This window comes from Ferranicluibacter rubi, from assembly GCF_011603255.1.
Classification (GTDB): domain Bacteria; phylum Pseudomonadota; class Alphaproteobacteria; order Rhizobiales; family Rhizobiaceae; genus Ferranicluibacter; species Ferranicluibacter rubi.
Genome location: NZ_JAANCM010000005.1, coordinates 291,933 through 316,758 on the forward strand (window position 1 = coordinate 291,933; position 24,826 = coordinate 316,758).

Below are 24,826 nucleotides of genomic sequence, written 5' to 3' on the forward strand. Positions count from 1 at the left end.
GTCGGCCCTCCCTCGCTTCCCTAAAGCGCAGCCGTCGCAGCTTCCAGCCAAGCCTTCACGTCCGCGCCGTCGATGAGCGGCGTCAGCTTCTCGCGCGTTTCGGCGTGGTAGGCATCGACCCAGGCGCGCTCCTCCTCCGTCAGAAGCTCGGGCAGGATGAGGCGGCGGTCGATGGGGCAGAAGGTCAGCGTTTCGAAGCCGAGCATCGTCTGGTCGCCACCCTCGACAGGGGCTGCGTCCAGCACATGCAGCAGGTTCTCGATCCGGATTCCGAAGGCGCCGGGGCGGTAGTAGCCGGGTTCGTTGGAGAGGATCATGCCGGGCAGAAGCTCCTGCATGCCGGCGCGCGAGATACGCTGCGGCCCTTCGTGGACGGAGAGGTAGGAACCCACACCATGCCCGGTGCCGTGCCCGTAGTCGGCGCCGGCCTTCCAGAGGGCGATACGTGCCAGCGGATCGAGTTCCACGCCGCGCGTGCCCTTGGGGAAGCGCGCCGTGCTGATCGCGATCATGCCCTTCAGCACCAGCGTGAAGAAGCGCTTCTGCTCCGCCGGCACGTCGCCGATGGCGACCGTGCGGGTGATGTCGGTGGTGCCGTTGACATATTGCCCGCCGGAATCGACGAGGAACATGGTTCCCGCTTCGAGCGGCTGGTCGCTTTCCGTCGTCACGCGGTAATGCATGATCGCTGCATGCGGACCCGCCCCGGCAATCGTGTCGAAGGACACGTCCTTCAGTGGGTTCTGCAGACGTTCGCCGCAGGCGATCCGCACCGCTTCCAGCTTCTCCGTCGCAGCGATTTCGGTCACGGTGCCAGGCGTCGTTCCATCGAGCCAGGCGAGGAACTCGACCATGGCTGCCCCATCCTGCAGGTGGGCGCGGGCGGAGCCTTCGAGCTCGACCGTGTTTTTGCGCGCACGGGGAAGCCGGGCCGGGTCTGCCGCCTCGATCACGGTGCCACCGTCCTTGCGGATACGGTCGGCGAGCGCGACGGCGGCGTGGTCTGGGTCGAGTATGAGACTGACGCCGGATGTGGCGAGTGCCGACACGCGGGCTTCGAAGGTTTCCGGCGCTGCGATCTCGGCCATCTGGGTGAGGTAGGCTTTCTCCTCGATGCCGGTCTTGCGGGCGTCGAGGAAGATTTCGGCCCTGCCATCGGCATGGATGATCGCGCGGGCGAGGGGATGCGGCGTGTGGGGGACGTCGTTGCCGCGCAGGTTGAACGTCCAGGCGACGGAGGAGGGGTCGGTGAGGATGACGGCGGCGGCCCCGGCTTTCACCACCGTCTCTGCCATGTCGGCGATCTTCTCCGTTGCGAGGATGCCGGCCTGTTCGATCTTCTGGATGACGACGCGGCCCAGCGGCGCGTCCGGCCGGTCGGTCCAGAGGCGGTCGAGGGGGTTGTGGTCGAGGTGGACGAGGGCGCCGCCGATCTTCGCCAAGGCGGTTTCCAGCTTGCGGACGTCCGCGCCCGTGTGAACCCATGGATCGATGCCGAGGCGGAAGCCCTTCGGCGCGTGGCGCTCGATCCAGAGGTGCGGCGGCTCGTCGATCAGGTCGCCGCCGGTAAAGACCGTGCCGTCCACCTGTTCGGCCAGCTGTGTGACGTATCGTCCGTCCACGAAAACCACCGCCGTCTCGCGCAGGATGAGGGCGATACCGGCCGAGCCGGTGAAGCCCGTCAGCCATGCCAGACGCTCGGCGGAGGCCGGAACGTATTCTCCCTGGAACTCGTCGGCCCGGGGCACGAGAATGCCATCGATGCCCAGCGCATCGAAAGAGGCCCGGAGACCGTCAGCCCGTTCGCGACCGAACTGCGGTGTGGAGGTGACGTCGAAGGACTGGAACATGATGTCTTCCTGCATGCGGATGAGATGGAACGTTCCGCTTTATAGCAAATCCGGTCCCGATGTCCCATCGGTGCAGGCGGTGACCAAAGCGCCGAGACGCATTCATCATACTTATGCAGATTGCGCATGGCACCTATTCGCGCCAGCCCCTAGCTACCATCGGGCAATGCGTTAAAAGCACCGCCAACGGACGGGCCGCGAACACCCCGTTGCCGCAGATGCCGCAAGGCAATCTTCTGAGTGATCCGTTCGATCGGTTGCCTTCTCCTCCTCCCTCCGGGCGCCGTTTTTGGGATCACGCAGAGTCCGCTTGAGCGATCCTCCTCCTTTGGCTCGCGGACATTGGCCGGCTTGCCGGTCACGGGCGATGCTTCGGCATCGCCTTCGTTTACGAAAAGGCCGTCCCATGCTCCCGCATCGGACGGCTTTTTTCGTTATGCCCTATGCCGTTACCCGCGCTTCAGGCGCGGCTGTCGAGATGGATGGTGACCCAGCCGTTGCGCCACAGCGTGCGCACATGGCGCAGCTTCTGGGCGTTGTAGGCGGACAGGACCTTCCAGCGCTGTTCCGCCAGGATGCCCGAGAGGATGACGGAGCCGCCAGGCACGAGGTGGCGGGCGAGGTCCGGCGCCATGCGCATCAGCGGGCGGGCGAGGATGTTGGCGATGATCAGGTCGAAGGGTCCGTGTTCGGAAAAAGCCGGCGACTGGAAGCCGGTGGCGGTGACGGCCGCGATGCCGTTGGCGATGCCATTGCGGCGAACGTTTTCGCGGGCGACGCGAGTGGCGATCGGATCGATGTCGGTGGCCAGCACCGGCACGGTCTTGATCTTGCGAAGGCCGATCGCGAGAACGCCGCTGCCGGTTCCCAGATCCAACGCATTGGTGACGGTGCGCGAGCGCACGACGCTTTCGATCATCTCCAGGCAGCCGGCCGTGGTGCCGTGGTGGCCCGTGCCGAACGCTTCGCCGGCGTCGATCTCGATGGCGATCTGTCCTGAGCGGACCTTGTCCCGGTCATGCGAGCCGTGGACGAGGAACCGGCCGGCGGCGACGGGGCTCAGGCCCTCCAGCGACTTCGCGATCCAGTCGATATCCGGAATTTCCTCGCGCAGGATCTCGGTGCCGGGCTTCCAGCCATCCACGATCTCCGCGAAGCGCGCCTGGATCTCGTGCTCCTCGGCAAAGTCGAGATAGACGGAAGCCTCCCAGATGTCGCGCTTCTCGTCGATCTCCATCGTGGCGATGGCATAGCCTTCGTCCTCGAAGACGTCCGTCATCAGAGCGAGAACGCTGTCGGCACCTTTTTCGGTGGTGGTGAGATAGAGGCGCAAATCAGCCACGGGCGGTCCTTCAGGTCTTTTGAGCTTCGGATGAGCGCTTTACCACGACCACACGGCATTGCACGGCCAAAATGGCTCTTGCGGTCAAAGCCTATGCCCGCAGGGGGAAAGACGCTTAGCTCTTGGTCAGGTTTTCGAGCTTCTGGACGGCCGTGTCGGTGTTCTCGCCATAGGCGATGGTACCGCGGAAACGACCTTCGGCGTCCAGCAGGAAGACGGAGGCCGAATGGTCCATCGTGTATTCCCCATCGGGCTTTTCCGCATCGAGCGGGACCTTCTTGGCGTAGACCCGGAAGCCCTTGACCATCTCCATGACCTTGTCCGGCGGGCCGGAAATGCCGGTGACGCGGGCGGAGACGTTGGAGACGTATTGCCCGAGAATCTCCGGCGTATCGCGTTCGGGATCGACGGTGACGAAGAAGGCGTTGAGCTTCGTGTTGTCGGGATCGACCTTGGCAAGCCAGCCGTTCATCTCGAACAATGTTGTCGGGCAGACCTCCGGGCAATGGGTGAAGCCGAAGAAGACGGCCGAGGGTCTGCCGGTCAGGGCCTTCTCGGTGATCGGCTGGCCGTTCTGCGACACCAGCGTGAAGGGAACCCCGAACGGCCCGCCCACGGCGGCCTCCTTGGTTTCCGTCATCTTGTAGGTGAGGAACCCCAACGCCGAGGCGGTGACCAGAACGGCAATCCAGAGGACGATTCGAAAGAGTTTCATGTCAGGCCCGTTTCACGTCCATGCCGCTGCGCTTAATGTCACAGCCAAGGCTTACTGCATAATTCCTTCCATCGGAATCGATTTCAGACGCAGAGCGACAGGCTGCCGGCGGCAAGCGCCATATCCGGACCAAATGTCACACAGCCGAGCATGCCGGCCCAACCCGCCAGCGGAAGGCCTGCGGCGGCAAGGGCGAGCCGGGTGGCGTTGCCGGGCGAGATGCGATCCATCACGGGGTGCTTATAGTTTGTTTTTGTCTGCGTCAGATGCCGGAGGGAAGGTTTGTTATCTTTACCGGATCTTTAACGCATCGCTGTTATGCTTCTTTTCCGTGCAGGTCTTGCCGCGCGTCGACATGAGGTCGGCCGTTCCCGCCATCGCCATCTGTGAACGCTGCTCCTCCATCTGTGCGCGACACGATTTGCGCCATCCCGGACCTCGATCATGCATCATGAGACCCGCCAAAGATCCCTGACCGTCAGCCAGAGGCTTGCCACGCTGGGCGTCGTTACCTTCGTCGGAATCAGCGCGATTCTCGCCACGGGATGGTACGAGCAACAGCAGGTCGAGCGTGTTCTCGCCGAAGCAAGCGTCGCGAAGTCCGTCGAGAACAGGGCTATCGAGCTGCGGGTTACCAGCCTCGACCTCGTGCTCGCGGCCATGGACACGATCGTCGACAAGGGCGACAAGGTCATCGCGCCGGATCGCATGAAGGAAATCGATACGGCTGTGGCGGATCTCAAGAGCGCGAGCGGTGACGTTGCGGGTCTCGCCGTCGCCGTCGGCAAGCCCGACCTGGGTGCCGGGGTTCCCGAGATGATATCGCAGTTAAACCAGTCCATCCAGACGGACCTGAAGGCGCTTGTCGAAGCCGGCGCCGACCAGACCGCGTTCGATGCCATCGACGACCGGATCGATACGGCAGGGTCGCAGCTCACGGAACGTTTTGCGAGCCTTGCGGAAGCCGGCATGGCAATGACACAGATGCGTGTCGAAGAAGCGGGCGCGATTTCGCGCTCGGCCTTCGTCTGGCAGTTCGTCTGCGGCCTCGGTGCGATGGTGGTCGTTCTCGGGCTTCTGACAATTCAAGGTAATATCCTGCGCCGCGGTATCCTCGGCGTTCGCGACAGCATGCAGCGCATTCATGGCGGCGATTATGCGACGCCGGTCGGCGCGGTGGAGCGCAGCGATGAGATCGGCGACATGGCGCGCTGCGTCGATCGCTTCCGCACCGACGCCATCGACAAGCAGCGGCTGGAGCGCGATGCTGCCGACAGCCGCAGCCATAACGATACCGATCGCCGCCAGCGCGAAGTTGCAGCCACCGAAGATGCCCGCCAGGTTCAGGTCGCCGTGAGCGCGCTCGGTCAGGCGCTGAACAAGTTGGCGGACGGCCAGTTGACGGTCGCCATCGACACGCCGTTCCGCGCCGATCTCGAATCACTTCGTCTCGATTTCAACCAGGCGGTCGAGAAGCTCCGCAACGTTCTCTCCGGTATGCGCGACAACAGCGCCTCGATCACGGCCAATGGACGCCAGATGCGGTCTGCGGCGGACGATCTTGCCAAACGCACCGAAAAGCAGGCGGCCTCCCTCGAGCAAACCTCTGCCGCGCTCGACCAGATCACCGTTACCGTTCGCACCGCGACGGACAAGGCGGAAGAGGCGAGCCAGATGGTCAGCCGCACGCATGCCAATGCCGAGGAGTCCGGCAGGATCGTCGGCGAGGCCGTTGCCGCCATGGCGCGCATCGAAGATGCCTCTGCCGAGATCGGCAAGATCATCAACGTCATCGACGAAATTGCCTTCCAGACCAATCTTCTTGCGCTGAATGCCGGCGTCGAAGCCGCGCGCGCCGGGGAGGCGGGCAAGGGCTTTGCCGTCGTCGCACAGGAAGTCCGCGAACTGGCGCAGAGAGCGGCCGGTGCCGCCAAGGACATCAAGGGCCTCGTCAACAGGTCCTCGACCGAAGTCGGCACCGGTGTGCGGCTGGTGCAGGAAACCGGTGAAGCGCTTGGCCGCATCGGTACGGACGTCGACCAGATCAACGAGCACATGCGCACCATCGTGGTTGCCGCCCGGGAGCAATCGACGGGGCTGACCGAGATCAACATCGCCATCGGCCAGCTCGACCAGATGACGCAGCAGAATGCGGCCATGGTCGAGGAGACCAATGCTGCCAGCCATACGCTGGCGCAGGATGCCGAGAGCCTTTCCAGCCTGATCGCCCAGTTCGCCATCGGTGGCGCCGCGGCGTCCTACGCATCGGCGTCGTCGTCAGGCTATCGCCCTGCGGCGGCGAAGACTTCGTCCTCCGCCAAGAGCCCCATCGCCATCCGTCCCGCGACCATAAAGCCGGCTGCCGCCCATTCGCGCCCGGCGCCGTCGCCCGCCAAGGCGCTCATGGGCAAGCTTTCCGGCGCGTTCGCAACGCCGTCGACCTCCAGCTCCAACGATCAATGGGAAGAATTCTGATCATGAACATCACCTCCAAACAGTCGGGAAGCTCGATGGAAATCGTGTCCTTCCATCTCGGCAACCAGGAATTCTGCATCGACATCATGGCGATCCGCGAAATCCGCGGCTGGGCGCCGGTCACGCCGATGCCGCACACGCCGCCTTACGTGCTCGGCCTCATCAACCTGCGCGGCGCCGTCATCCCCGTGATCGACATGGCCTGCCGCCTCGGGATGAACATGACGGAACCGTCGGAACGCTCGGCCATCATCGTGACCGACATCGCCGGCAAGCTGGTCGGCCTTCTGGTCGAACAGGTTTCCGACATGATGACGATCCGCAGCGAGGACCTGCAGTCGGCACCGGAGATCATTCCGGAAGCCCAGCGCGCCTTCTGCCGCGGTATCGTGGCGCTGGAAAAGACCATGGTCTGCTTCCTCAACCTCGACACCGTCATCGCCGACGAGCTCGCTCAGGCGGCCTGATCGGCCTGCTTGGTCGAAGGTCTCCCGTTCTGACATCGCATGCCGGGCTAGCCCGGCATGCAGGGCCGGTCTATGCTTCTTCTCAATAGCTCATGTCTTGGGAGACGCCCGGCCGATGAAATGCCTTTTGCTTGTCGATATCCAGAACGGCTTCTGCCCCGGCGGCCATCTTGCCGTGCCCGGTGGGGATGCCGTCGTGCCTGTTGCCAACCGGCTGATGGCCGAGGGCGGTTATGATCTCATCGTCGCTTCGCAGGACTGGCATCCGGCCGACCACGGCAGTTTCGCCTCGCAGCATGACGGCGCTGCACCCTTCACCATGGGAACGCTGAACGGCCAACCGCAGATGCTGTGGCCGGACCATTGCGTCGAGGGCAGCGAGGACGCGGCCCTCCGGCCGGATCTCGACCAAACCCGAATCGACACGATCCAGCGCAAGGGCCTCGACCGCAACGTCGACAGTTACTCCGCCTTTCGCGACAACGATCAGACGGCGCTGACGGGACTCTCCGACCTTCTTCTCGCACGCGGCGTGACGCGGCTCGATGTCTGCGGACTGGCGACGGATTACTGCGTGAAATTTACCGCGCTCGATGCGCGTGCCATGCTGCCGGAGGCACAGATCCGGTTCATCGAGGATGCCAGTCGGGGGATCGATCCAGAGGGTGTTCGCAGCGCGATCAAAGAGATGACGCAGGCGGGCATTGCCGTGGTCACCTCGGATACGGCTCTGAGCGAAACGCGGGTCTGACGCGGCTTCCGCTGAAGGGGCAGCGCCTTATTGTGGTGCGCCCTTCTTCCACGTGACCTGCTGGTTGAAGAGGGGAACGGTCGAGATCGACATCTTCGCCGAACCTTCGACGACCTGGCGGGAATGCGCGAGATAGATCAGCGTGTTGTTCTTCCGATCGTAGATGCGGGTGACCTGCAGCGACTTCCAGATCAGCGAGAGGCCCGAGCGGAACACCTCTTCGCCGTCCTTCGAGAGGTCGATGTCGTCTATGACGACGGGGCCGGTCTGGCGGCAGGCGATGGAGTTGTTGGAGGGGTCTTCGAACCAGTTGCCCTTGCGCAGGCGATCGATGACGCCGCGGTCGAAATAAGTCACGTGGCAGGTGATGCCCTCGATCTTCGGATCGCTGACGGCGTCCACGATGATATCGTTACCGGTCCAGTCCACGCCGACCTCGCCCACGGTTTCAGCCGTGGCCGGCGCCGAAAGGGCGGCGAAGCTCAGCAGGGCGACAGCGGCGGCGAGGCGGATTTTGGGCAAGGGCATCGGCAGATCTCCGGAACGGGTTCACAGCCGAAATAAGCGTCCGGGAATGCAATGCAAGCCGTCGGCGATGAATATGCTGTTCCCACGACATGCGTATGTCGTCTTTCGACGACAATTTGGGAGATTGGCGGTCGGGTAGGGATTTCTCACGCATAGGACAATATTAATATATAATTTCTATCTAAAAGATAGATTACTCCGCACTCTGTCGTTGTTTCAACAAGGAGCGCCCCTATGGGAGTGATCGAACCGCAGTCTATCGACTACACGCAGCACCCGCGCGTGAATTCCAGCGATCCTGTCCCGCCGCGCGGGCGGCCGACACAGGCCGCGCACGTCATTGCCAGCGACGAAGAGGCTCTTGCTGTCGCTCACCAGCTCGCTGCGCAGTTTGCGGTCGGCGCCGCTCTGCGCGACCGGGAGGGCCTGCTGCCGATCGCAGAGATCGACGCCTATTCGCAAAGCGGCCTCTGGGGGATCAATGTGCCCAAGGCCTATGGCGGAGCGGGCGTTTCCTACCGGACGCTGGCGCGTGTCATCGCCATTCTCGCCGCCGCCGACCCATCCATCGCACAGATCACGCAAAATCACCTCGCGATCACCGGTCATATCGATCTCGACGGCACGGACGAGCAGAAGAAAGAATTCTTCGCCTGGGTTCTGTCCGGCCTGCGCTTCGGCAACGCCTTCTCCGAACTGAACAGCAAAACCGTCGCAGCTTTCGAGACACGGGTCGTCCGCGACGGCGACGATGTGGTCGTCAACGGCGAGAAATTTTACACGACGGGTGCATTGCTGTCGCACATCATCCCCATCGTGGCCGTCGATGAGAACGACCAGGGGGTCCTCGTCTTCGCCGACCGGGACGCACCCGGCATTACGGTCACGAACAACTGGTCGAGCTTCGGTCAGCGAACGACGGCCTCGGGTTCCGTCAAGATCGAGAATGTCCGCGTTCCGAAACATCGTCTCCTGCCGATTGCCGCTTTCGATCGTCCGACGATCGCCGGCCCCGTTTCGCAGATCATTCAGGCGGCCATCGACGCCGGAATCGCACGAGGGGCCATCGATGCAACGATTGCCTTCGTCAAGACGCATAGTCGGCCCTGGGTGGACAGCGGTAAGGAAACGGCCGGCGAAGATCCCTTCACGATTGCCGCTATCGGCGACCTCAAGATCAGGCTGCACGCCGCCGAAGCCCTGCTGGCGATCGCCGGCGATGCGATCGATGCGGGGTATGAGAACCCGACAGAAGAGGTGATTGCCGATGCGACGGTGAAAACCGCGGAGGCGAAAGTTCTGACGACGGAGATCGCCATTCTCGCGACGAACAAGCTCTTCGAACTGTCGGGGACGCGATCGACGCTCGCAAAATACGATCTCGACCGTCATTGGCGCAACGCCCGTGCGCACACGCTGCACGACCCGGTGCGCTGGAAGTTCTTCCATGTCGGCAATTTTTATCTGAACGGTCTCAATCCGCCGCGTCACCCCTGGAGCTGAAGCAACGAGCGCTGCGCGGTGGTGCCGTGTGGCGTCCGTTTTCCGTCTTTCGCGAAGCCGCGGGCATGCCCCGCGGCTTCTTCATTTTTGACAATCCTCAGATTTCGGGATGCTCGTAAAGGAAATGGTTACCATGTTTCGCCATTCTTTCGCCTAGCCGCAGTGTTCTAGGGAGCGCGCAACTTCAGCGCCAGGCGACCCAAACGGCCGGCTTCGACGACAGTGCGTAGTGCTGTTTTCGGATTGCGTAACCAATTTGGGTAAAGAGTTCCATGGCGCTAGCGATTGAGAATGTTCGACAGATCGATACGCGTTCGCAGACGCGCCCCCTCCGCCAGCAGTCCCCTTCGCCGCATAAAGCCGGCCCTGCCAAAACGCAGCGCTCGCGTCTCTTTCCTGCCGTTCTTGCCGCAGGCGTCGGCCTTGCCGGCGTCGGCTGGCTCATGGCCACCATCCTCACCATGCATGGCGTTGCCGGCGATCTCGCGACCGGCGGGCGCCCGACATTCCAGACCTCGCTTGGACTCAACGCCATTCCCCGCGGCCCGGTGGGCGAGCGGACGGTGCATGTGGCGAAATTCTCGCGTCTCGTAAAGACGCCGGTCGTGGCTGTTGCCGCAGCCAAGACGCAGCCGCAGATGGCATCCGCCAGCACCGTTCACCGCATCGTTCTCGCCGCCCTGCCGCCCAAGCCGGCAACACCTGCCGCGACGGCAGCCCCTGTTCAGGTTGCCTCGCTCGACGCGCGCGCGGATGTCGCCGTTCCCTTGCGCGAGAATGCGATGCTGGAGCCGGATGCCCGGCCGACCGGATCGCTGCCCAAGCCCTTCAGCCTCGTTCTCAATGACGACGAGACGACGGAGCATCTGCCGGATCTCGGACCGCTCCCGCTATCCCGTCCGGGGATTGCGATCGAGGCGGACGACGCGCCGACCGCGAGTGAGCGCCCTCGCAAGCCGCCGGTGCAGCTGGCCTATGCCAAGCCGAACGCGGCGATCGACATGGATGACGACGAGCCGTCCATGGCGCCGCGTAAGCCGCTGTTCGGCAACCGCAAGGGCGTCGCCTATTACGACATTTCGGCCGGCGTCGTGCATATGCCGAACGGCGAGAGGCTGGAAGCGCATTCCGGGATCGGCAAGCTGCGCGATAATCCCGATGCCGTGCACATTCCGATGAAGGGCCCGACGCCGCCCGGCACCTACAAGGTGACGATGCGAGAATCGTTGTTTCATGGCGTGGAAGCTGTTCGCCTGACGCCGATCGACGGGGTCGCCCCGCATGGCCGCGTCGGTCTTCTGGCGCACAGCTATCTTCTGCGCAATCGCGGCGACAGCCATGGCTGCGTCGCCTTTGCCGACTATCCCCGCTTCCTCAAGGCCTTCAAGCGCGGCGAGGTGACCCAGATGGTCATCGTCAGGAGCATGAAGGGCGGCTTCTCCAAGCCTGCAAAGACGCTCGCTTCGCTCTTCTCGCGCAACGGGTGAGGTTGGTGTAAAGAAAGGAAAACCCTCTCTGGCCTGCCGGCCATCTCCCCCACAAGGGGAGAAGACTCGGAGCAACGCCCCGCTACCTTGCTGATGGGAGTGGGGCGGTGGCCACAAGTCTTCTCCCCCCTTGTGGGGGAGATGGCTGGCAAGCCAGAGAGGGCCTTGTTTCTTCACAACCACCACGCCGGAGCCTTTCAGGCAGGCGTTTCTGCGGGACTTAAGCGATGCTTCCTTGGATCGAGATCGACACGGCCGATGTTCCCGGCGGTGGCGGGCAGTTGCGGCTGAAGAGCCGGGGCCAGGAATTTTCGATCATGCTCGGCAGTAACGAGTTGATGAACAGCCGGCTCAGCGGCTCGGAAGAGGCGCTGGCGTCGCTTGCGCGCGAGAAGATCGGCGATCGTCCGCGTCCGGCCTTCCTCATCGGCGGGCTCGGCATGGGGTTCACGCTGCGCGCCGCGCTTGCGATCCTGCCTGGAGATGCCGAGGTTGTCGTGGCCGAACTGGTGCCCGCCGTTGTGCGATGGGCGCGGGGGCCGATGGCGAGCGTGTTCAAGGGCTGTCTCGACGATCCCAGGGTGACGATCTACGAAGGTGATGTCGGTGCGTGCATCGCGGCCGCGCGTTCGGCCTATGATGCGATCCTGCTCGATGTCGACAATGGTCCCGATGGGCTGACCCGTGCCTCCAACGACAGCCTCTACGACCATCAGGGCCTGCGGGCGGCGCAATCGGCGCTTCGACCGGGTGGCGTGCTGGCCGTCTGGTCCTCCGGGCCGGATCCGCGTTTCACGCGCCGGCTGAAAGATTCAGGGTTTGAGGCCGAGGCGGTCTCCACGCGTGCCAACGGCAAGCGCGGCGGGGCACGTCATGTGATCTGGCTAGCGGTCAAGCGCTAGGATCTCAGACCTTCTCGACGAAACCGTCCAGAACGCGTTTCTGGCCGGCACGGTCGAAATCGATGGTGAGTTTGTTGCCCTCTATACCCGCGATATTGCCGTTGCCGAACTTGATATGGAACACGCGGTCGCCGACGCCGAATTTCGACGGGGTTTCTACCGTCGAGCGGACGGTCAGTTCGCCCTCGATGGTGCGGGCCTTGGGGCCGCTTTCGCCATAGCCGATGCGATCGATGGCGACGCCGGAGCGGTTGCCCCAGTTGTCGCGGGTCGCATCGGTCTTGTTGGCCTGCGCGCGCTTCCACCCCGGTGTCGCATAGGTGTTCTGGAACGGCTCCTGCTTGTCGAAGCGGGATTGGCCATAACCGCCACGCCCGTAGCCGCCATAGGACTGCTCCATCTCCGCCACTTCGACGTGATCGACCGGAAGCTCCTCGATGAAACGCGAGGGGATGGTCGATTGCCAGAGGCCGTGGATGCGGCGGTTGGAAACGAACCAAAGGTGGCAGCGGCGCTTGGCGCGGGTGAGGCCGACATAGGCGAGGCGCCGTTCTTCCTCCAGCCCCGAGCGGCCGCCTTCGTCGAGCGAGCGCTGGTGCGGAAACAAGCCTTCCTCCCAGCCGGGCAGAAAAACCGTTTCGAATTCCAGCCCTTTGGCGGAGTGCAGCGTCATGATGTTGACGGCGTCGAGGTTCTCGTTCTGCTCGGCATCCATGACCAGCGACACGTGTTCGAGGAAGCCGCGCATGCTCTCGAACGCTTCCATAGAGCGCACGAGTTCCTTCAGGTTCTCGAGCCGACCCGGCGCTTCCGCCGTCTTGTCGACCTTCCACATGTCGGTGTAGCCGGATTCCTCGAGGATGATTTCGGCAAGCTCGGTATGCGGCGTGTTTTCCAGCAGCCCCTGCCAGCGGCGCACCATGGTGACGACGTCGAACAGCGACTTGCGGGCCTTGGCCTTCACCTCGTCGGTCTCGATGATATCGGCGGCTGCCGCGAGCATCGGGATATCGCGGGCGCGGGCATAGTCGTGCAGCAGGCGGATGGTGGTATCGCCGAGGCCACGCTTCGGTGTGTTGACGATGCGCTCGAAGGCGAGATCGTCTGCATCCTGGCAAACGAGCCGGAAATAGGCCATCGCATCGCGGATCTCCATGCGCTCGTAGAAGCGCGGGCCGCCGATGACGCGGTAGTTGAGGCCGAGCGTGACGAAGCGGTCTTCGAACTCGCGCATCTGGAAGGAGGCGCGCACGAGGATCGCCATGTCGTTCAGCTTGTGCTTGTCGCGCTGGAGTTGCTCGATTTCCTCGCCGACGGCGCGCGCTTCTTCTTCCGAATCCCAGGCCGCGTGAACCTGGACCTTCTGGTCCTCGGGGTCGTGCCGATCGGTGAAGAGCGTCTTGCCGAGACGACCTTCATTGTGTGCGATCAGATGGCCGGCAGTGGCAAGGATATGGGCGGTCGAGCGGTAGTTCCGCTCCAGCTTGATGACAACCGCGCCCGGGAAGTCCTTGTCGAAGCGGAGGATGTTGTCCACCTCCGCACCGCGCCAGCCATAGATTGACTGGTCGTCGTCGCCGACGCAGCAAATATTAACGGTATTGTCCGCCGTGCGCGGCTCCCCCTTCGCGGGGCTCGGTCGCTGGGCCAGGAGCCTTAGCCACATGTATTGAGCGGTATTGGTATCCTGATACTCGTCCACGAGAATATAGCGAAAGCGGCCGTGATATTCGCGTAGCAGGTCGGGATGCTTGCGGAATATGGCGATGGGGTGCAGCAGCAGGTCGCCGAAGTCGCAGGCGTTGAGCGTGCGCAGGCGCGCCTGATAGGCGGCGTAGAGGTCGCGGCCCTTGCCATTGCCGAACGCGCGCGCGTCGCCTTCCGGGATGTCGGCGGGCGTCAGGCCCTTGTTCTTCCAACCGTCGATCAGCTGGGCGAACTGCTTGGCCGGCCATCGCTTGTCGTCGATGGATTCGGCCTGCAGGATCTGCTTGATCAGGCGGGTGACGTCGTCCGTGTCGAGAATGGTGAAGTCTGAGCGGATGCCGGCAAGCTCCGCATGGCGCCGCAACAGTTTGACGCCGATGGAGTGAAACGTGCCGAGCCAGGGCATGCCCTCGACCGCGCCGCCGACCAGAACGCCGATGCGCTCCTTCATCTCGCGCGCCGCCTTGTTGGTGAAGGTGACGGCGAGGATCTGGCTTGGATAGGCGCGGCCGGTCGCCATGATATGCGCGATGCGCGTGGTGAGGACGCGCGTCTTGCCGGTGCCGGCACCGGCAAGCACGAGCACGGGGCCATCCAGCGTTTCCACGGCGAGCCGCTGCTCCGGGTTGAGGCCCGACAGATAATCCGGCGCGCGATCGCGGTCGCGGGCAGCCATTGCGCGGGCTGCAAGACCCGAAGGCCCCTGTGCCGGGGCGTTGCCTTGATCCTGCCCGGGATGCCCATCGCGTGCACCAACGGGCACATCTGCCGGGTCAGCGCCTCGGCGCTCGCCTCTCGCGGGCGCGCGTGCAGGCTCTTCGTCGAAGAAGGGGATGTCGTCGAAACCGTTGCTCATGCGGTTCAATGTAGTGATTCGGGTCCGAAAGGCCAGAATTGCGTTCTTCTTTTATTCCCCGGGCAGAGGTGCGGCGATCTCCTGAACTGGGGAAATCCATCATCATTACAATTGCGTAATGATGAGCTTGCGGGATTGCGTGACATGCGGACTGCCCGGTACTTTGGGACAAACCGTCGCATTCCGCTCATCTGAACCGTCCCTGTCGGGAATGCCCACGTCGGAGACCTGCATGCAGATCTGGAAACAGCTGGCCGTCAGCCTCGTCATTCTCCTCGTCGGCCTCGCCGCCTGGGTGCGCTTCGTGCCGTCCGCCGGGCCGATGCTCGTGTCCGCCGGTGTGCCCGGCAGCGTCGTGGCACTGGTCGCGCCGTCGGCTGCATCCGGCGATAAGGGGCAGGCGCGAGGCGGACAGAGCGGGACCCAGCGGGCAGCGGCCGGCAACCAGACGCCGCTCGTCGTGACCGAGGCTGCGGGAACCGCGCTCGTCAATGATCGGCTGAACGCCATCGGCAACGGCGAGGCCATCCTCTCCGTGACCGTCACGCCGCTTTCCACCGGCAATCTCACGGAAGTGCTGGTCAAATCCGGCGAGCGGATCGAGCAGGGGCAGGTGATCGCCAAGCTCGACAGCGACGAGCAGGTGCTCGCCGTCGCGCAGGCCAAGGTGCTGCTGGACGCCGCCCGCGACAAGGTGGAGCGCAACCGCCGCCTCGGCAATGCGGTTTCGATCGCCACGCTGCGGGAAGCCGAGTTCGCCGAGCAGGCCGCCGAGCTGGCGCTAAAGACCGCGGAACTCGATCTGACGCGGCGCGACATCGTCGCTCCGTCCAAGGGCATCGTCGGCATCATCACCGTCAATCCCGGCGATTATGTCACCACCTCGACGCCGATTGCCGTGGTGGACGACCGGTCGCAGATCCTCGTCGATTTCTGGGTTCCCGAACGGTTCGCCAACAATATCAAGGTCGGTCAGGAGGTCTCGGCGGTTGCCGTGGCGCAGGTGACGCGCCAGCTGACCGGCGCCATCCACGCCATCGACAACCGGATCGACCAGGCCAGCCGAACGCTGCGCGTGCGAGCGCGCCTCGACAATCCGGACGACAGCCTGCGGGCCGGCATGTCCTTTTCGGTCAACGTCCGCTTCCCCGGCGACAGCTATCCCACCGTCAATCCGCTCGCGGTGCAGTGGAGCGCCGACGGCTCCTATGTCTGGCGCGTGGTGGACAGTAAGGCGGAGCGCGTGCCGGTGACGATCATCCAGCGCAACTCCGACAAGGTGCTGGTGGATGCCAAGCTCAAGAAGGGCGACATGGTGGCGACCGAGGGCGTGCAGCGGCTGAGGGACGGCGGCGAGGTCAAGGTCGCCAATGCGCCGGCGGGCGCTGTAGGTGATGCGGGCGAGCAAAAGGTTTCGAGCGCGCAACCCGCGGCGACGGGCACGGAGGCCGCGCGATGAGCGGCCCCCACAAGACAGGGGCGGGTGGCTCTGCGGGATTTACCGCCCTCTTCATCCGCCGACCGATCCTTGCGCTGGTGGTCAATACGCTGATCATCGTCGCAGGCCTTGCGGCGCTGAACGGCGTCGAGATCCGCGAATTGCCGGAGGTCGATCAGCCGGTCGTGTCCGTCAATACGCGTTTCGAAGGGGCGGCACCCGAGACGGTCGACCGGGAACTGACCTCTGTGATCGAAGGCGCCGTCTCGCGCGTGCAGGGCATCAAGGATATCTCGTCCACCTCGCAATATGCCCAGAGCCGCGTGACGCTCCAGTTTTCAGACACAACCGATATCGGGCAGGCGTCCAACGATGTGCGCGACGCGCTCGGCCGGGTGACGAACGATCTTCCCGATGGCGCCGATGCACCGCAGATCGTGAAGGCGGATGCCGACAGCCAGCCGATCCTGCGCCTCGCGCTCACCTCCGACACGCTGTCGATGGAAGACCTGACGCTGCTGGCCGAAAACGAGGTGACCGACCGGCTCGCCTCCGTGGAGGGCGTGGCCGACGTCCAGCTGAACGGCGAGCAGGAGAAGATCTTCCGCATCGACGTCAACCAGGGCAAGCTTGCCGCCCGCGGCCTGACGGTGGCCGACCTGCGCACGGCGCTGGCCAGCGCCTCGCTCGACGTTCCCGCGGGATCGCTGACCAGCGCCAATCAGGACCTCTCCGTCCGTGCGACGGCGGACCTGCAGACACCGGAACAGTTCGAGAAGGTTATCCTCGGGCCGAACGTGCGGCTCGGCGACGTCGCGACCGTGACGATGGGACCCGATATCGGCACCTCGTCGCTCCGCTCCGGCGGCAAGCAGGGCATTGGCCTCGGCATCATCCGGCAGGCGCAGTCCAATACGCTCGACATTTCGAACGGCGTGAAGACCACGGTCGCCGAGATCGGCAAGATCCTACCACCGGGCACGGAGCTCACCATTACCAGCGACGATGCGGTCTTCATCCAGGGCGCCATCCACGAGGTCGAGATCGCGCTCGTCGCCTCGGTCATTATCGTGACGGTGGTGATTTATATGTTCCTGCTCGACTGGCGGGCGACGCTGATACCGGTGCTGACCATGCCGATCGCGCTGATCGGCACCTGCGCTGCGATCTACATGGCCGGCTTCTCGATCAACATCCTGACCCTGCTTGCGATCGTGCTGGCCACCGGCCTCGTGGTGGATGACGCGATCGTCGTGCTGGAGAACATCGTGCGACGGCGAAGCGAGGGAATGGGACCGCGTGCGGCGGCCGTTCTCGGCACGCTCGAAGTGTTCTTCGCGGTCATCGCGACCACGGCGACGCTGGCGGCCGTCTTCATTCCGCTGTCTTTTCTGCCGGGGCAGACGGGTGGTCTCTTCCGCGAGTTCGGCTTCGTTCTCGCCTTCGCCATCATTCTCTCCGCCTTCGTGGCGCTGACCTTCTGTCCCATGCTCGCCTCGCGCATGCTGAAGGCGCAGCCTGACGGCCATGGCCATAGCGGGTTCCTTGGCCGCATCGGCGGCATGTTTGCCCGCGGGTACAGGCGCTCGCTCAAGGCGTGTCTCGATTCGCCACTCGTCGTGGGTCTCGCCTCCGTGATGGTCGTCATCGCCGGCGGCATCGCGTTTACGACACTGCCATCCGAGCTGACGCCGACGGAGGACCGGGCGCGCATCCTGCTGCGCATGCAGGCGCCGCAGGGCGTCTCGCTCGATTACACGCAGGCGCAGATGCGCCGGGTGGAGGATGCGCTGCAGCCGATGGTAAAGGCCGGCGAGATCGCCAATGTCTATTCCATCTCGGGGCAGGGCGGTTCGGTCAACAATGGCTTCATGGTCCTGTCGCTCTCGTCATGGGGCGATCGCGAGCGGACGCAGCAGCAGATCTCGCGCGAAATCTCGCGCCTGTCGGCTGAGATCCCCTCGATCCGGGTCTTCCCGGTGCAGCCGAACAGCCTCGGCATTCGCGGCGCCGGCAACGGTTTGCAGCTCGCGCTGGTCGGTAACGACTACAAGGCGCTCGGTGATGCCGCCGCCAAGCTGGTGCGGCAGATGGAGGATAGCGGTCGCTTCGAAAACGTGCGTCTGAACTACGAGGCGAACCAGGCGCAGCTGTCCGTGACCATCGACCGGGAGCGCGCGTCCGATCTCGGCATCGACATCAACGGCCTGTCGGCGGCGCTGCAGGCCATGCTCGACGGCAACAGCGTCATCGACGTCTATGTCGAAGGTGAGGCCTATCCGGTCAAGCTGCTCTCGACCACCAATCCCGTCAACGACCCGACCGACCTCGAAAACCTGTTTCTGAAGACCGGGGACGGCAAGATCGTGCCGATGTCGTCCATCGCCACCGTGAAGGAGCAGGCCGTCGCGCCGCAGCTGTCGCGCGAATCGCAGTTGCGCGCCGTGTCGCTTTCGGCGGGCCTAGCGCCCGGCACGGGCCTTGGCGAGGCTCTGGCCTATGCCGAGCAGGTTGCCAAGCCGTTGCTGCCGGCCGGCTCCCGCGTGGTGCCGCTGGCGGAAGCCGCGACGCTCAACGAGAACTCCGGCGCGCTGTTCGTCACCTTCGGCTTTGCCATCATCATCATCTTCCTCGTGCTGGCGGCCCAGTTCGAAAGCCTGATCAGCGGCCTCGTCATCATGTCCACGGTACCGCTCGGGCTCGCCTGCGCCGTGTTCGCGATGGTCCTCACGGGCAACTCGTTGAATATCTACAGCCAGATCGGGCTCGTGCTTTTGGTCGGCATCATGGCGAAGAACGGCATCCTGATCGTCGAGTTCGCCAACCAGCTTCGCGACCGCGGGCAGGGTCTGCGCGAGGCGATCGAGAATGCTTCCAACATCCGGCTTCGTCCGGTGATGATGACGATGATCGCGACCATCGTCGGTGCCGTGCCGCTCGTGCTCGCCAGCGGCGCAGGAGCCGAAGCCCGTATTGCGCTCGGCTGGGTTCTCGTCGGCGGCCTCGGCCTTGCGACCGTGGTCACGCTGTATCTGACGCCGGTCGCCTATCTCGCCATCGCCCGCTTTTCCAAGCCGCAGGTGGACGAGGAGCGTCGATTGCAGCGCGAGCTTGCCGCGGCCTACGGCGTGCACGAGGTCGAGCCGGAAGAGAGGCTGCGCGCGGCAGAATAGGCCGGCGCGCTTCCCGATGTCTCGAACCGGCGCAGCTGTGGCGCTTGCGTCCCATGCGTTCCGAAAATGTGCGGTAACGCTCGCGCGATGAAGGAGGTGCTGGACAAAGTGATTCCGGATTCTACAGTAGGGCATTGATATTTCAGCAGGACCGCAGGTAAAGGGCCGGCGGTGGAGGATGCGGTCGATGGCTCTCAAGGCGATCAGGTCGGGCGTTCGTAACGAAGCGGGGATCGTTGCGGCAATAACGGCGCTGAAGGCGCAGTTCGGCGAACGCTTGCAGACGGGTGAGGCGATCCGCGCGCAGCATGCCCACACGACCACCTATATCCCTGCGCAACTGCCGGACGCGGTGGTGTTTCCACAAAACAGTGCCGAGGTTCAGGCGATCGTCGGGATCGCCGGGGAAAACCGCGTTCCGCTGATCCCGTTCGGAACGGGCTCGTCGCTCGAAGGCCATGTCAACGCACCGCATGGCGGCATCAGCGTCGACATGAGCCGGATGAACCGCGTTCTCTCCGTCAACGAAAGCGATCTCGACTGCACGGTCGAGCCGGGCATCACGCGGGAAGAACTCAACAGGGAATTGCGCGCGACCGGCCTGTTCTTCCCGATCGACCCCGGCGCTAATGCATCGATCGGCGGCATGGCATCGACGCGTGCTTCTGGCACCAATGCCGTGCGCTACGGCACCATGCGGGAGAACGTTCTTGCAGTCACCGCCGTCATCGCCGACGGGCGCGAGATCCGGACCGCGCACCGGGCACGCAAATCTTCGGCGGGTTACGACCTCACGCGGCTGTTTGTCGGTGCGGAAGGCACGCTCGGCGTCCTGACCTCGGTCACTCTTCGGCTGCATGGTATTCCCGAGACGATCGCGGGCGGCGTTTGCTCTTTTCCAGATATCGGTGCTGCCTGCAACGCCGTCATCCTCACCATTCAGTCCGGTATTCCCGTTGCGCGGATCGAGCTTCTGGAAGAGACGCAGGTGAAGGCCAGCAACGCCTATTCCGGGCTGCATCTGCCGGAGATGCCGACGCTCTTCGTGGAATTCCATGGCAGCGCGGACAGCGTGGCGATGCAATCGGCGGCATTCGCGGAGATCGTCGAGACGTTCGGCGGCGGCGATTTCAGCTGGACCTCGAATGCCGATGAGCGGGCCGTGCTATGGAAGGCGCGGCACGACGCCTACTGGGCGCAGAAGGCGTTGCGGCCGGACTTCGCTATGCTCTCGACCGACGTTTGCGTGCCGATCTCGCGGTTCGCGGACTGCGTCGAGGCGACACGGGAGGACATTCGCGAAAACGACCTGATCGCGCCCATCGTCGGCCATGCCGGCGACGGAAACTTTCATGTCGGCCTCCTGTTCGACGACAAGGATCCGGCCTATGTCGATCGGGCGGAAGCGTTCGTGGAGCGGTTGAATGCCAGGGCGCTGGCGATGGACGGGACCTGCACGGGAGAGCACGGCATCGGGCAGGGGAAGATGCCGTTCCTGGAGGCGGAGCTTGGCGATGCGCTCGATCTGATGCGTCAGGTCAAGCGCGCGATCGACCCGGTGGGAATCTTCAATCCGGGCAAGATTTTTATGGGATGAACGAGAATTTGCCGCCGTGCCATGCTACTGCATCGCCAGCGCGGTGCCTCGCCCGCAAGGGAGTGACGGCAGATATTTGATGTGTGCCGGCCGGCATCCTGGCGTCGTTGACGACACGAGGTGCAGGGCGGCAAAGGCCAAGAGGATACACCAGCCCGTTGTGGGCTGCGTGCAGGATCGGACAGGACGTAAGGCTCGGTGCTTTCGCGTATTTTCGTCATCGTCGGCGGTTTGTTTGTGCTCGCGCTGTTTGCTGCGCTGATCGCGCCGCTGTTCATCGACTGGACGGATTTCCGCAAGGACTTCGAGCGTGAAGCCGGGCGGATCATCGGGCAGCCGGTTGTCGTGCACGGCAGTGTCGATGCGCGGCTGATCCCCTTTCCCTCCGTGACGCTCAACGACGTCCGCATCGGCGAAACCGAGGCTGGCGCGCCTCTGGTGCAGGTCGAGCATTTCTCCATGGATGCCGAGCTTGCGCCGTTCCTGTCCGGTGAGGCACTGATTTTCGACATGCGGCTGGACAAGCCGAAGGCGAAGATGCGGCTTCTGCCGGATGGTACGCTCGACTGGGCGCGGGGCCGCCGCGCTGCCATTCCCGCAAAGACCGTCGTGCTTGAGAACGTCGAAATTACCGATGGCGAAATCGAGTTCATCGACGAGCAAACCGGGCGGACGCGCGAAGTGTCGGGGTTGAACGCCGATCTTTCCGCGCGCACCCTTGCGGGTCCCTGGAAGGTCGAAGGCCGGGCAGCACTCGATGGCGAGGCCGGTAGCTTCTCCTTCTCCAGCAGCGAGCCGCTGGAAGGCGGCGGGCTGCCGTTGCGGGCGCGGCTGACGCCCGACAAGCGGCCGTTCGGCGTCGATCTCGATGGCGAGCTCAAGATCGTCGAATTCCGCCCGGTCTATCAGGGCAAGTTCACCATGACGGAGAACCGGCCCGCCGATGCCCCGAAGCGCGAGGACGATGCGGCGGCGCTCAGAATCAACGGACAGTTCGAACTGACCAATGATCGGATCCGTGTGCCGGACTACCGCGTCGAGGTCGGCCCGCGCGACGATCCCTATCTCGTGACCGGCGAGGCGACGCTCGACACCGGCAAGACGCCGGAATTCCTGCTTCTGGCCGATGGACAGCAGATCGACGTCAGCCGCATCGGCGGCAAGCCGGGTGCTGCCGGCAAGACCGGGCGTGATCCCGCGATCTCCATCCGCCAGCGGCTTTCCGCCATGATGGAGATCATCGCCAATATCCCCATTCCGCAGGTGCCGGGCCGCGCAAGCCTCAAGCTTCCCGCCATCGTCATCGGCGACACCACCGTGCGCGATGTGCGGCTCGATCTTCGCCCGGATGGTGCGGGTTGGATGATCGACAATGCGGTGGCGCAGTTCCCCGGCCGGACACAGCTCGAAGCCAAGGGCCGGCTCAATCTGTCCGGCCAGCGCGCCTTCCGGGGCGACCTTCTGGTGGCGTCCAACCAGCCGTCGGGGCTCGCCTCCTGGCTCGCCGGCTCAGTCGATCCCGCGATCCGCCGGCTTCGCACGGCCGGATTCTCCGCGACCGTCAACCTGACGGACACACTGCAGCAGTTCGAGCGCCTGGAAGTGGCGGTGGGGCCGGCGACGCTGAACGGGCGCGTGGAGCGGCAGGCGTTGAACGGTGTGCCCCCGACGCTCTCCCTGCAACTGAAGGGCAACCGGATCGATCTCGAAGCCTTGCAGGCGCTCACCGGACTTGTCGCGGGCGATGCCTCCTACGAAACGCTGCTGTCGCACACGATCGCCGCCGATATCTCCGCCGACACGCTGCTGGCCTTCGGTGAGGAAGCGCGGGACGTGCAGCTGGTGGCGACGCTCAAGAACGGACAGGTTCAGGCCGAGCGTGCTTCCATCGGCAGCATTGCTGGCGCCCAGCTGGCGGCCTCCGGGCGGATGGGTGGCACGCTGGCTGCACCGATCGTCTCGGCCAAGATGAAGATCGCCGCGCCGGACATGACCTCCTTCTTCCAGATGGTCGAGCGGCACGCGTCAGCCCATCCCATCCTCGCGCGGCTTGCCCGCAGCGGCGGCTACTACAATGATGCGGCGCTGGACGTGACGCTGACGGCCGGTAGCCGCGAGGGCGACGCGCCGGTGACCTTCGGCATCGTCGGCACGGCCGGTGGCAGCCGCGTCGCTGCGAACTATCAGGCGCCGACGATCGCGCAGGCGCTCGCGGGGCAGGGCATCTTCCTCGAGGCGACGCTCGAGAACCCGTCGAGCCTCGTGCTGCTCGGACAGGCGGGCTTTGATCCGCTGCCGTTCGACACGGACGCCAATGGGCTCCTCTCCATCAAGCTGCAGAGCACGGAGGGCGACAGGGCTAACGGCACGCTGAGTTTTACGACCGAAAAGACGGCGCTGAACGCCAGCGGTGAGATCGACCTGTCGCGGGATCGGTTCCTCAGCGGCCAGACCAAGATGACGCTGGAAAGCCAGGATTTCGAGCCCTTCCTGCTGGTGCAGGGCATTGCCCTGCCGCAGACGGGAACGGGCCTGCCGCTGAGCCTGAAGAGCGACGTGACCGTGACGCCGGAGGCGGTGACGCTTTCCGGCGTGGAAGGCAAGGCCGACCGGAATGGCTTCACCGGCCAGATCGCCTTCGACCGCACCGTTCCCGGCAAGGCCACTGGTCAGTTGGCTTTGGATACGCTCGATTTCGCCTGGGCGGCCGAAGGCTTGCTCGGGCCGGTGCAGGATCCGCTTGAGGGGACGCTCGCGACATCTCCGGTCGCGCCTGTTGCCTGGAATGGATACGACGTCGCGCTCGATCTCACCGCCAAGCAGGTCTGGCCCGGCGTCTACGGCACCATCTCCAACATGATCGGCAAGGCCGTCTGGAAGGGCGACCAGCTGGAAATCACGGATGCCGCCGGCGAATGGCTGGGCGGGAAGATGTCGGGCCGGATGTTGCTCGGCAACGGCAACGGTTCCGGATTTCTTCAGGCACGGCTCGATCTTGCCGGCGGCGATCTTTCCGCCGCAGCGTGGAAGACATCCGGGGCCTCGGTCGCCAATGGCCGGTTCGATCTGTCGCTGGCGCTCGAAGCCTCGGGCAAGACGGCGAAGGCCATGGCGGAGTCGGCGAGCGGGTCCGGTGCCGTCAATCTGTCCGATCTCACGGTGCGGGGGCTGAATGTCGGCGCGCTGCCGGCGATCCTTGCCGGGGCCGATAAGCTCGAAGGCGAGATCACGCAGGCCGCCGTGGAGCCCATCGCCCGTCCGGCCATCCTTTCCGGCGACGCAGCACTCGGCGCGGTCAAGGTGCCGTTCAGCATCGCCGGGGGAACGTTGCGGGCGCAGAACGTCACCTCCAAAGTCGATGGCGCGACGGTGACCGGTAATGCCGAGGTGTCGCTGCCCGAGCAGACGCTGGACGCAGCCTTGCAGGTCGTTTTCGATGTCGGCGACCAGACGGTTGCCGGCGCCGAGCCGCAGGTGGAACTTTCCTACACAGGCGCGCTGGAAGCGCCGGGCTTCCAGTTGCAAACCGGCGAACTCGCGAGCTTTCTGTCGCTTCGCGCCTTCGAGCGCGAGCGGCGGCGTGTAGAAATCCTGCAGGCCAACGTTCTGGAGAAGCAGCGCCTGCGCCGGGAGGTAGCGCTCTACAGAGCGCGGGCCGAGGAGCGCGAGGCGGACCGCGTGCGTGCGGCCGAAGAACAGCGGCGTCGTGCGCTTGCGCTCGAGCAGGCGGCACGGCAGAAAGCCGAAGCGGAGGCCCGCGCGGCGGCAGCGGCCAAGGCTGCGGCTGAAGCAAAAGCCATCGCCGACCAGTGGGCTGCACAGGCGGAACGTATGGCCGCAGAGAAGAAGGCCGCCGCAGAGGCGCGCGATGCAGCGCGCGCAGCGGAAGAAGACCGCCAGAGGCGCCTGATGCCGGTCGATCCCGGCGAACAGGTGGAGCGTGGCGGTACGCTGGCGCCGCCGGGCACGCTACCCGACAGGTTGAATTTCCAGACGCTGCCCGGTGTCAGGCCGCAGTAGGTCGATGCGTTGAGC

16 protein-coding genes are annotated in these 24,826 nt (G+C 64.5%); 10 read left to right on the top strand and 6 right to left on the bottom strand.

From position 1 onward, the window contains the following. Positions 1-20: 20 nt before the first annotated feature. The 4 genes from G8E10_RS12560 to G8E10_RS12575 all read right to left on the bottom strand — a co-directional run bounded on the left by G8E10_RS12560 (position 21) and on the right by G8E10_RS12575 (position 4,140). Positions 21-1,850 carry an aminopeptidase P family protein gene (locus G8E10_RS12560; protein ID WP_167129284.1) on the bottom strand — a complete coding sequence of 610 codons (1,830 nt, stop codon included), beginning with the start codon at positions 1,848-1,850 and terminating at the stop codon, positions 21-23. A gap of 460 nt (positions 1,851-2,310) precedes the next feature. Beyond that, positions 2,311-3,192: a 50S ribosomal protein L11 methyltransferase gene (locus G8E10_RS12565; protein WP_167129286.1), complete on the bottom strand. Its 882-nt coding sequence runs from the start codon at positions 3,190-3,192 to the stop codon at positions 2,311-2,313. A 115-nt stretch (positions 3,193-3,307) separates the two neighbouring features. After that, positions 3,308-3,907: an SCO family protein gene (locus G8E10_RS12570; protein ID WP_132447525.1), complete on the bottom strand. Its 600-nt coding sequence runs from the start codon at positions 3,905-3,907 to the stop codon at positions 3,308-3,310. Positions 3,908-3,990: 83 nt separating this feature from the next. Next, the gene (locus tag G8E10_RS12575; RefSeq protein ID WP_165929712.1) at positions 3,991-4,140 is read right to left on the bottom strand and encodes a hypothetical protein; all 150 of its coding nucleotides are present in this window, start codon (positions 4,138-4,140) and stop codon (positions 3,991-3,993) included. Positions 4,141-4,351: 211 nt separating this feature from the next. Here G8E10_RS12575 and G8E10_RS12580 point away from each other — a divergent pair, with 211 nt between their 5' ends. The 3 genes from G8E10_RS12580 to pncA all read left to right on the top strand — a co-directional run bounded on the left by G8E10_RS12580 (position 4,352) and on the right by pncA (position 7,600). Next, positions 4,352-6,382 carry a methyl-accepting chemotaxis protein gene (locus tag G8E10_RS12580; RefSeq protein ID WP_167129289.1) on the top strand — a complete coding sequence of 677 codons (2,031 nt, stop codon included), beginning with the start codon at positions 4,352-4,354 and terminating at the stop codon, positions 6,380-6,382. Between the two features lie 2 nt (positions 6,383-6,384). Beyond that, positions 6,385-6,849, top strand: coding sequence for a chemotaxis protein CheW (locus G8E10_RS12585; protein WP_092934375.1), 465 nt, complete (start codon positions 6,385-6,387; stop codon positions 6,847-6,849). A gap of 115 nt (positions 6,850-6,964) precedes the next feature. After that, the gene (gene pncA / locus G8E10_RS12590) at positions 6,965-7,600 is read left to right on the top strand and encodes a bifunctional nicotinamidase/pyrazinamidase (protein WP_167129291.1); all 636 of its coding nucleotides are present in this window, start codon (positions 6,965-6,967) and stop codon (positions 7,598-7,600) included. 27 nt (positions 7,601-7,627) lie between these two features. On the opposite strand, the gene G8E10_RS12595 is transcribed toward pncA, so the two are convergent. Beyond that, positions 7,628-8,128 (bottom strand): CreA family protein, encoded by a 501-nt coding sequence (locus G8E10_RS12595; RefSeq protein ID WP_167129295.1) that lies wholly within the window; start codon positions 8,126-8,128, stop codon positions 7,628-7,630. 234 nt (positions 8,129-8,362) lie between these two features. On the opposite strand from G8E10_RS12595, the gene G8E10_RS12600 reads away from it, so the two are divergent. The 3 genes from G8E10_RS12600 (at position 8,363) to G8E10_RS12610 (ending at position 12,020) form a co-directional block, all read left to right on the top strand. Beyond that, positions 8,363-9,631, top strand: coding sequence for an SfnB family sulfur acquisition oxidoreductase (locus tag G8E10_RS12600; RefSeq protein WP_132710254.1), 1,269 nt, complete (start codon positions 8,363-8,365; stop codon positions 9,629-9,631). Positions 9,632-9,903: 272 nt separating this feature from the next. After that, positions 9,904-11,118 (top strand): DUF2778 domain-containing protein, encoded by a 1,215-nt coding sequence (locus G8E10_RS12605; protein WP_167129299.1) that lies wholly within the window; start codon positions 9,904-9,906, stop codon positions 11,116-11,118. Between the two features lie 227 nt (positions 11,119-11,345). Then, on the top strand, positions 11,346-12,020 hold the full coding sequence (locus G8E10_RS12610) for a spermidine synthase (protein ID WP_167129302.1): 675 nt from the start codon (positions 11,346-11,348) through the stop codon (positions 12,018-12,020). A gap of 4 nt (positions 12,021-12,024) precedes the next feature. Here G8E10_RS12610 and G8E10_RS12615 read toward each other — a convergent pair whose 3' ends face one another. Continuing rightward, complete coding sequence (locus G8E10_RS12615) at positions 12,025-14,583, bottom strand: ATP-dependent helicase (RefSeq protein WP_167129305.1); 2,559 nt, start codon at positions 14,581-14,583, stop codon at positions 12,025-12,027. Positions 14,584-14,815: 232 nt separating this feature from the next. Between G8E10_RS12615 and G8E10_RS12620 the strand changes: the two genes are divergently transcribed. The 4 genes from G8E10_RS12620 (at position 14,816) to G8E10_RS12635 (ending at position 24,811) form a co-directional block, all read left to right on the top strand. Continuing rightward, positions 14,816-16,042: an efflux RND transporter periplasmic adaptor subunit gene (locus G8E10_RS12620; RefSeq protein WP_167129307.1), complete on the top strand. Its 1,227-nt coding sequence runs from the start codon at positions 14,816-14,818 to the stop codon at positions 16,040-16,042. Further along, positions 16,039-19,194 carry an efflux RND transporter permease subunit gene (locus G8E10_RS12625; protein WP_167129311.1) on the top strand — a complete coding sequence of 1,052 codons (3,156 nt, stop codon included), beginning with the start codon at positions 16,039-16,041 and terminating at the stop codon, positions 19,192-19,194. Before G8E10_RS12620 ends, G8E10_RS12625 begins: the two co-directional genes overlap by 4 nt. Before the next feature lie 187 nt (positions 19,195-19,381). Next, positions 19,382-20,791, top strand: coding sequence for an FAD-binding oxidoreductase (locus tag G8E10_RS12630; RefSeq protein WP_167129315.1), 1,410 nt, complete (start codon positions 19,382-19,384; stop codon positions 20,789-20,791). Between the two features lie 198 nt (positions 20,792-20,989). Further along, positions 20,990-24,811, top strand: coding sequence for an AsmA family protein (locus G8E10_RS12635; protein WP_167129319.1), 3,822 nt, complete (start codon positions 20,990-20,992; stop codon positions 24,809-24,811). Positions 24,812-24,826: the final 15 nt, after the last annotated feature.

Excerpts from the sequence above, each read along its gene's own strand:
- G8E10_RS12625 (WP_167129311.1), top strand. The coding sequence starts at position 16,039 with ATGAGCGGCCCCCACAAGACAGGGGCGGGTGGCTCTGCGGGATTTACC.
- pncA (WP_167129291.1), top strand. The coding sequence starts at position 6,965 with ATGAAATGCCTTTTGCTTGTCGATATCCAGAACGGCTTCTGCCCCGGC.
- G8E10_RS12620 (WP_167129307.1), top strand. The coding sequence starts at position 14,816 with ATGCAGATCTGGAAACAGCTGGCCGTCAGCCTCGTCATTCTCCTCGTC.
- G8E10_RS12570 (WP_132447525.1), bottom strand. The coding sequence starts at position 3,907 with ATGAAACTCTTTCGAATCGTCCTCTGGATTGCCGTTCTGGTCACCGCC.
- G8E10_RS12560 (WP_167129284.1), bottom strand. The coding sequence starts at position 1,850 with ATGTTCCAGTCCTTCGACGTCACCTCCACACCGCAGTTCGGTCGCGAA.
- G8E10_RS12580 (WP_167129289.1), top strand. The coding sequence starts at position 4,352 with ATGCATCATGAGACCCGCCAAAGATCCCTGACCGTCAGCCAGAGGCTT.
- G8E10_RS12630 (WP_167129315.1), top strand. The coding sequence starts at position 19,382 with ATGGCTCTCAAGGCGATCAGGTCGGGCGTTCGTAACGAAGCGGGGATC.
- G8E10_RS12585 (WP_092934375.1), top strand. The coding sequence starts at position 6,385 with ATGAACATCACCTCCAAACAGTCGGGAAGCTCGATGGAAATCGTGTCC.
- G8E10_RS12615 (WP_167129305.1), bottom strand. The coding sequence starts at position 14,583 with ATGAGCAACGGTTTCGACGACATCCCCTTCTTCGACGAAGAGCCTGCA.
- G8E10_RS12600 (WP_132710254.1), top strand. The coding sequence starts at position 8,363 with ATGGGAGTGATCGAACCGCAGTCTATCGACTACACGCAGCACCCGCGC.
- G8E10_RS12610 (WP_167129302.1), top strand. The coding sequence starts at position 11,346 with ATGCTTCCTTGGATCGAGATCGACACGGCCGATGTTCCCGGCGGTGGC.
- G8E10_RS12595 (WP_167129295.1), bottom strand. The coding sequence starts at position 8,128 with ATGCCCTTGCCCAAAATCCGCCTCGCCGCCGCTGTCGCCCTGCTGAGC.
- G8E10_RS12605 (WP_167129299.1), top strand. The coding sequence starts at position 9,904 with ATGGCGCTAGCGATTGAGAATGTTCGACAGATCGATACGCGTTCGCAG.